The organism is Algoriphagus sp. (assembly GCF_024642405.1).
In the GTDB taxonomy this organism is placed as follows: domain Bacteria; phylum Bacteroidota; class Bacteroidia; order Cytophagales; family Cyclobacteriaceae; genus Algoriphagus.
In genome coordinates this window covers 4729-11758 of sequence record NZ_JAHEBC010000112.1, presented here as the reverse complement: position 1 = coordinate 11758, position 7030 = coordinate 4729, and the positions used below count along the sequence as shown (strand labels likewise).

The window sequence follows — 7030 nt, the reverse complement described above, 5'->3', positions numbered from 1 at the left end:
GAAAAGCCTGACTGCCTACCTTTCTTGAATAACTATCGGGATCCTCTCCATCCGGAAAAACAACAGCCTTTACATTCAATCCACCCTCTAAAAGCAAATCAATCCCTCTTAATGAAGCTTTTATACCTGCAGAATCACCATCATACAAGACAGTTACCTGATCTGTAAACCTCTTGATTAATTTAATTTGACCTTCTGTCAAAGAAGTCCCTGAAGAGGCAACTACATTTTCTATTCCAGAAAGATGCAAAGAAACCACATCGGTATACCCTTCTACCAAGTAGCAATTATCTTTTTCTCGAATTGCTTTCTTTGCTTGAAACATTCCATAAAGCACATCGCTTTTATGATAAACAGCTGTTTCAGGCGAGTTTATATATTTGGGTTGATTCTTGTCCTTTGTGAGAATTCTAGCTCCAAAACCAATTGGCTTTCCACCGACATTATGAATGGTAAAAGTAACTCTTCCTCGAAACCTATCATATACCCGACTAGCATCTCCTTCTTTTTGAAGTATCAGCCCGGCTTTTAATAAAATTTCTTCTTGGAAGCCTGCAGTTTTTGCTGCCTTCAGCAAATGGTCCCAACCATCCAAAGCAAATCCAAGATCAAACTTTTCGATAATTGAAGGTGTGAAACCTCTCTCTTTGAAATAGCTTAAACCAATTGATTTCCCCTCCTCTGTTTGAAGGTTTTTCACAAAAAAATCTCTAGCAAAACCTAATGCTATATAAAGACTTTCTCTTTCATTTTGTGCTTGATCCTGCTCTGGAGTCCTATCTTGGTCTTCTTCGATCTCGATTCCATACTTTCCAGCCAAATGACGAATAGCTTCCATAAATCCAATCCCCTCAATATCCATTACAAATTGGATTGGATCTCCTGCTTTTCCACATCCAAAGCATTTATAGATTTGCTTTGCAGGAGAAATTGAAAAAGAAGGACTTTTTTCATTGTGAAAAGGACAGCAGGCCCACATATTTTGGCCTTTCTTTTTTAAAGGCACATAGTCTCCTACTACCTCAACGATATCTGCTCTTTCTTTTACTTTTTCTGTTGTATGTTTACTGATTCCCATGAGTTGAAATAACGAACAAAGGTATCCTTCAATTTATGAAAAGGTGTGGTATTGACCGAACTATTTACCAAATACCTAAGTTATCCGAGCACTAAGTATCTCTTCCGACTTTTCTAAGCGCTAGAGATGCCCTAAATTGCAAAAAAAATCAATAATCATCCGATGCAATTAACAGAGGAAGCGATCAAAAAAACACTTTCCCGAGTACAAGACCCTGATTTAAAAAAGGACTTAGTGACTTTGGGAATGATCCAAAAAATCAACATTGAAGGGAGAAAAGTTAGTTTCAATGTGGTATTAACCACTCCAGCCTGCCCTCTCAAAGAAGTAATTAAAAACAACTGCCTTGAAGCCTTGGAAGAAGATTTTGGACACACAGTAAAATGGGACATAAATATGACATCCCAAGTGACGACTGTAAGAGATGCCACTCCAGTTCTTCCTCAGGTTAAAAACATAATTGCAATAGCTTCAGGTAAAGGTGGTGTGGGAAAATCAACTACTGCTGTGAATCTGGCCGTTGCTTTGGCAGATTTGGGAGCAAAAGTCGGATTGATTGATGCCGATATTTCCGGCCCATCCGTTCCAACTATGTTTAATGTAGAAGGCGAACAGCCGTCTGTAAAGAAGGTAGGAGATAAAAATATTATCATTCCAATTGTTCAATATGGCGTTAAACTGATGTCAATTGGATTTCTTACCCCTACAGATAGTGCTGTAGTTTGGAGAGGCCCCATGGCAAGTTCGGCATTGAGACAATTTATTTCGGATGTAGATTGGGGAGAGTTGGACTATTTATTGATAGATCTTCCCCCTGGAACTTCAGATATTCATTTAACAATGGTACAAACAATTCCTGTTACCGGTGCTGTAATTGTAACTACACCACAAAAAGTAGCGTTGGCAGATGCCAGTAAAGGATTATCCATGTTTAGACAGCCTCAAATTAACGTTCCCATTCTAGGTGTTGTTGAAAATATGGCTTATTTTACACCGGAAGAATTGCCAAATAATAAATACTATTTGTTTGGTAAGGAAGGTGGTAAGAGATTAGCAGAAAAATATGAAGTATCCCTTCTAGGGGAAATTCCAATTGTACAAAGTATAAGAGAGAGCGGTGACACTGGATATCCTGCAGTAATGAAAAACGGATTAACGAAAGAAGCTTACATGAAACTTGCAGAAACAGTTGCCAGACAAATAGCCATTCGAAATGCCTCGGATTCAAAAACTGAGGTAGTAGAAATAAAAGCGTAATAAAATGGAATCAGAATTGAAGAGTAAAATAGAATTCGCATTAGACACAATCCGTCCCTACTTAGAGGCAGATGGGGGAAATGTAAGGATAGTTGAGCTTACTGACGAGATGGTTTTAAGAATTGAAATGATGGGTTCTTGCGGAACATGCCCGATGTCCTCCATGACTTTGAAAGCCGGGGTGGAGGATGCAATAAAAAGAGCAATTCCAGAAATAACCAGAGTAGAAGCAATAAATCTGACTGTAGCCTAATTTAATAGCACTGAATGAAACAAGGTTTACGGTTTTATCTAAAAGCCACTTTATTCCTGATTGGAGGAATTTTCGCTTTTACGCCAATATTTAGTCAACAATTTAAAGTTATTGATGTTACTGGCCAATTAGGAACAAGTAATCATTCGCATGACGGTAAATGTGCGCATACAATTTTAGAAGCAAAACAAGAAAAAGAACTTGGGTATTTTGGTTCTAAGCAATACTTTGAAAATTGGGTTGATGAAAAAATAGAGGCCCGTAAATCAAGACCTCAAATTCTTGCAAAAACAAATGAGGATGTTCGTTTGATCCCAATAGTTGTTCATATTATTCATAATGGTCAGAATGTGGGGATAGGACCAAATGTTCCAGAAAGTCAGATTATAGAACAAATTAGAATTCTTAATGAAGATTTCCGAAGGCTAAATGCTGACGCAGTCAATACTCCAGATGAATTTTTGCCGGTAGCAGCAGATTCTAACATAGAATTTGTCCTGGCAAAGCAAGACCCAAATGGTTTACCAACAGACGGAATAGTAAGAATTCAAGGTCCAAAAAATAATTATAACCCCGATACCGATGCTACGTTAATCGGTCAACTTACCCAATGGGATCCCAATGAATATTTGAATTTATATGTAGTCCCATTGATTAACCCCTTCATAGGATACGCTTCTTTTCCAATTTCTGATTTACCTGGTCTTAATTCTCCACCTAGCTCAAGTATTACAGATGGTGTCACCATTGACTATCGGTTTTTTGGGGTTGGTGGAAGCGCAGTTTCTGCCTCATTGGGTAGAACCGCAACGCATGAAGTAGGCCACTTTTTTGGTTTAAGGCACATATGGGGTGATGGTGGTTGCGGTGTTGATGATTTTGTAGAGGATACTCCATTACAAGATGCTTCTAACAATAGTTGCAGTCCAAATTTTACGCGTCAAAGCTGTGGGTCAAATGATATGATTCAAAATTACATGGACTACACACCTGACGCCTGTATGAATATTTTCACCCAAGGTCAAGTTGATAGGTTTAATGTTGTTTTGGAGAATAGTCCAAGGAGAGTAACTCTTGTAAATAATCGCGCAACAAAAGAACCAGAATTATTGGATCTCGATTTAGCTATTTCCAAAATTATTACCCCTACAGAATTTGCATGTTCTCCCACTATTTTACCCGTATTAGAAGTTTTAAATGCTGGAAATAATAGATTGACTTCTGGAAGAGTGGAATTGATTATCAATGGCACTCTTGTAGAAAACAAGAGATTTACTTTCAATATAGCTACAGGAGAAACAACAACATTAACGTTTAATGAATTTGATTTAATCAGCACAGGGACCACTGTGGAATTCAAAATCACGGAAGCCAATGACCAGACTGATATGAATTCTGGCAATAATTCCAAGTCGTCTAATCCAAAGCTTCAAGAAGAAATCTCTTTACCTTTTACACTAGACTTAAATAACTTCCCTGGGTTATTTACAGTGGAAAATCCAGATGAACAATTCACATGGGAAAATAAGACAGTTACTATTTCAGGGGTTAGCCAACCCGTAGTTTCTATTTCAAACTATGAATATGAAGCTCCTGGTGAATTGGATTTTTTCATTTCCCCAATAATTAACCTGGCAGAATATCCAAATGCTCAAATTGTATTTGAATTAGCGTATGCGAATTATGCTCAGGCAGGATTTGAAGATCAATTAATTGTAGCAGTATCTCAGGATTGCGGAAACAATTTTGACCTAGCTAATGCTACTTACAGAAAATTCGGACAAAGTCTTGAAACTGATGATGATACATTGGATGAGTTTATACCAAATACTTCCTCTCAGTTTAGGACTGAAATAGTCAATTTAAGTGTATTTAAAGATCTTGGAGCGATACGATTCGCATTCATCAATCAAAATGGATACGGAAATAATGTTTATATCCGTAATATTAGAATATTACCCAATGAAGAGTTTACCTATGAACTAACTATTGAAGATTTATTGACTCCATCCCCAATTGGAAATGGAACTCATGACAATGAAATTTATCTCTTGACAAATACTGGAAACCTTCCAGTTTCTAAATTTTTATTCTCAAGATCAACGAATAGTTCTAATACTCAAACCTTCTTGGCAGTTGGATCCGCAGTTCAGCCAGGAGAAAGTTTCACGCTTTCCGGTTCGAAAACAACCATTATTGGCAAAAACGAATTGGAATTGGAAGTTAGCAGACCGAATTTTGACCAAAATGGAATAAATGGTAATTCAATCAAAAGGTACGTCATAGAGGACACCAATTTCATCCCATCTCCATGGAGACAAAACTTTAATAATTCTAGTAGTATTACTCCTATAAACCAAACTATAAATACTGAGTCTGATTTTATAGCCTGGGAAATCATTCCGGTAACTACTGGTGAGGGACCAAATAATGTCGCAAGACTTCAAAATCAAGTGGAAGGAAATAGTTATTGGCTTGGAACTTCAATTTTTGATTTAAGCAAGAGAAGTCAAGCTAGTGTCTTCTTTGATCTGGCAGCAGGTTCGGTTGGACCTGAAACTACTTTGAGTGTTTTAGCAAGCCCAGATGGTGGAGAAAACTATTTTGTGGTTTCGGAAATATCAGGTTCTGAATTATCTACGGTTTCAGTAGGAGAAGCTAATCCAAATAGCATCAATGATTTTGCACGGAAATATATAAACCTTTCAGACTTTGCAGGATCTGGGGCAGAAGATATAAGGCTTTCTTTTGTGGTTTCTGGTGGAACAGAAGCAGATAGTCCAATTTATTTAGATAACATTGAACTATTCTTAAGTGCAAACCCAAACCCTGTAATTCCGGCAGAGGGAATGTCAATTCTTTACCCAAATCCGGCCAGAGATATATTTAATATTGCCTTCAATTTGGCTCAATTTGAAGATGTCAATATTCAAATTATTTCGAGTGCTGGAATGGTAGTTCAGGATCTAGATTATCCTAGTACCTTAAACCAAACCTATTCATTTAGCACTCAATTATTCTCAAAAGGGGTATTCATTATAAAAATTACAAGCAATACAGTCCAAGAAACCAGACGTTTAATAATAAATTAACTTGTTTTTAGGCCGAAGTTGATTCTTCGGCTTATTTTTTGTCAAGGAAATAGCTGGTTTTAAGGAATACCTTCGTTGTAGGGTTTGAAATTCCCATGTATCTTTAGCTGTCGTAAATATCTAAAATGAGTTCATTCAAATATTCCATAAAGAAAGTATTAATCAATTTCTTCATTGTAATAGGTCTCTCGGTTTTATTGGGCTTTTTATTCCTAAAACTCTATTTGCCAATGTATACAAACCACGGAGAAACAGTTTCGGTACCTGATCTAAATGGATATACCTATGATGAAGGAAAAAGTATACTGGAAAATGCAAGTTTAGAATACGAAGTCTCAGTTGACTCTGGCTTTAGTACTGATTTAAAGCCATTAGCTGTCCTGAAACAATTTCCTGCTGCAAATTCACAAGTAAAAACTGGCCGAAAAATTTATTTGACTTTAAATGCCAGAAATGCACCAATGCTCAAAATGCCTAATTTGGTAAATACCCCTCTGAAAAATGTTCAAGAGATTTTATCAAATATGGGACTGGAAAGAGGAGACATCGTCTATGTTCCCGACATAGGTATCAATGTAGTTTTGGAACAAAAATATAGAGGCGTAGAAGTACCTGAAGGCTTTGAAATCCCAAAAGGGGCTAGAATTGATTTGGTGGTAGGAGATGGCATGGGAAATCAAATCCTTGAAGTTCCAAGCTTATCAGGAATGGATGAAATAGATGCGGAATTTTTGATTTTAGGTTCGGGGCTTAGAGTAGGGAATAAAAACTTTATAGAAAATGATACCGTTCCTCCTGGAAAAATATTCATGCAAAACCCAGAAGCCGGAACACAGGTTAAAACTGGTGAGTTAATAGAAATATGGATTTCTAAAGAAAATTTTTAATTGAATGGGCAAAAGCCTCCACATAATCAGAGCGTTCTTTTTCATTCTTACTATTAGTTTAGTATCAGAATCTTTTGCTCAAATCGTGGAGTTTTCACCGATTCACCGTGTAAAATCACCAAAATATCCTGATGTAAATAAAAATATACTTCGAGTTCAAGATGGAAATACTGTTCCTTTTTGGGATGATTTTTCTAGAGGAATAGATAGTATTATTTGGGATTTGCAAGGTGTTTCATATACCGAAACGATTGGAATTGATCCTCCATCGATAGGACAAGTTTTATTCAACGGGGTGGATTCTAATGGAAAGCCATATTCTTTATCTCAAAGAGATATTGGGGTAACGGATTTATTGACTTCTAAAAGCTTTGACCTCTCAGATCAATCATCTAACTCCTTATATATAAGCTTCTTCTGGCAGGCGGGAGGAAAAGCAGAATTCCCAGATAGTAATGATCAG

5 protein-coding genes and 1 pseudogene are annotated in these 7030 nt (G+C 36.9%); 5 read left to right on the top strand and 1 reads right to left on the bottom strand.

Translation table 11 applies throughout. The features are described from left to right. Nucleotides 1-1078 (bottom strand): DNA primase (gene dnaG, locus Q0L68_RS10340; RefSeq protein WP_296702592.1); only part of this gene is annotated, 1078 nt, incomplete at its 3' end. Between the two features lie 162 nt (nucleotides 1079-1240). Here dnaG and Q0L68_RS10335 point away from each other — a divergent pair. From Q0L68_RS10335 to Q0L68_RS10315, 5 genes and pseudogenes are all read left to right on the top strand, one after another. Beyond that, a complete protein-coding gene (locus tag Q0L68_RS10335) occupies nucleotides 1241-2335 on the top strand; it encodes an Mrp/NBP35 family ATP-binding protein (RefSeq protein WP_296702590.1) in 1095 nt (364 codons plus the stop codon). Between the two features lie 4 nt (nucleotides 2336-2339). After that, nucleotides 2340-2588 carry a NifU family protein gene (locus Q0L68_RS10330; RefSeq protein ID WP_296702588.1) on the top strand — a complete coding sequence of 83 codons (249 nt, stop codon included), beginning with the start codon at nucleotides 2340-2342 and terminating at the stop codon, nucleotides 2586-2588. A gap of 14 nt (nucleotides 2589-2602) precedes the next feature. Continuing rightward, on the top strand, nucleotides 2603-5680 hold the full coding sequence (locus Q0L68_RS10325) for a M43 family zinc metalloprotease (protein WP_296702586.1): 3078 nt from the start codon (nucleotides 2603-2605) through the stop codon (nucleotides 5678-5680). Between the two features lie 125 nt (nucleotides 5681-5805). Continuing rightward, the gene (locus Q0L68_RS10320; protein ID WP_296702584.1) at nucleotides 5806-6567 is read left to right on the top strand and encodes a PASTA domain-containing protein; all 762 of its coding nucleotides are present in this window, start codon (nucleotides 5806-5808) and stop codon (nucleotides 6565-6567) included. Between the two features lie 4 nt (nucleotides 6568-6571). Next, a pseudogene (locus Q0L68_RS10315) lies at nucleotides 6572-7030 on the top strand (T9SS C-terminal target domain-containing protein); the annotation flags it as partial.

Excerpts from the sequence above, each read along its gene's own strand:
- Q0L68_RS10320 (WP_296702584.1), top strand. The coding sequence starts at position 5,806 with ATGAGTTCATTCAAATATTCCATAAAGAAAGTATTAATCAATTTCTTC.
- Q0L68_RS10335 (WP_296702590.1), top strand. The coding sequence starts at position 1,241 with ATGCAATTAACAGAGGAAGCGATCAAAAAAACACTTTCCCGAGTACAA.
- Q0L68_RS10330 (WP_296702588.1), top strand. The coding sequence starts at position 2,340 with ATGGAATCAGAATTGAAGAGTAAAATAGAATTCGCATTAGACACAATC.
- Q0L68_RS10325 (WP_296702586.1), top strand. The coding sequence starts at position 2,603 with ATGAAACAAGGTTTACGGTTTTATCTAAAAGCCACTTTATTCCTGATT.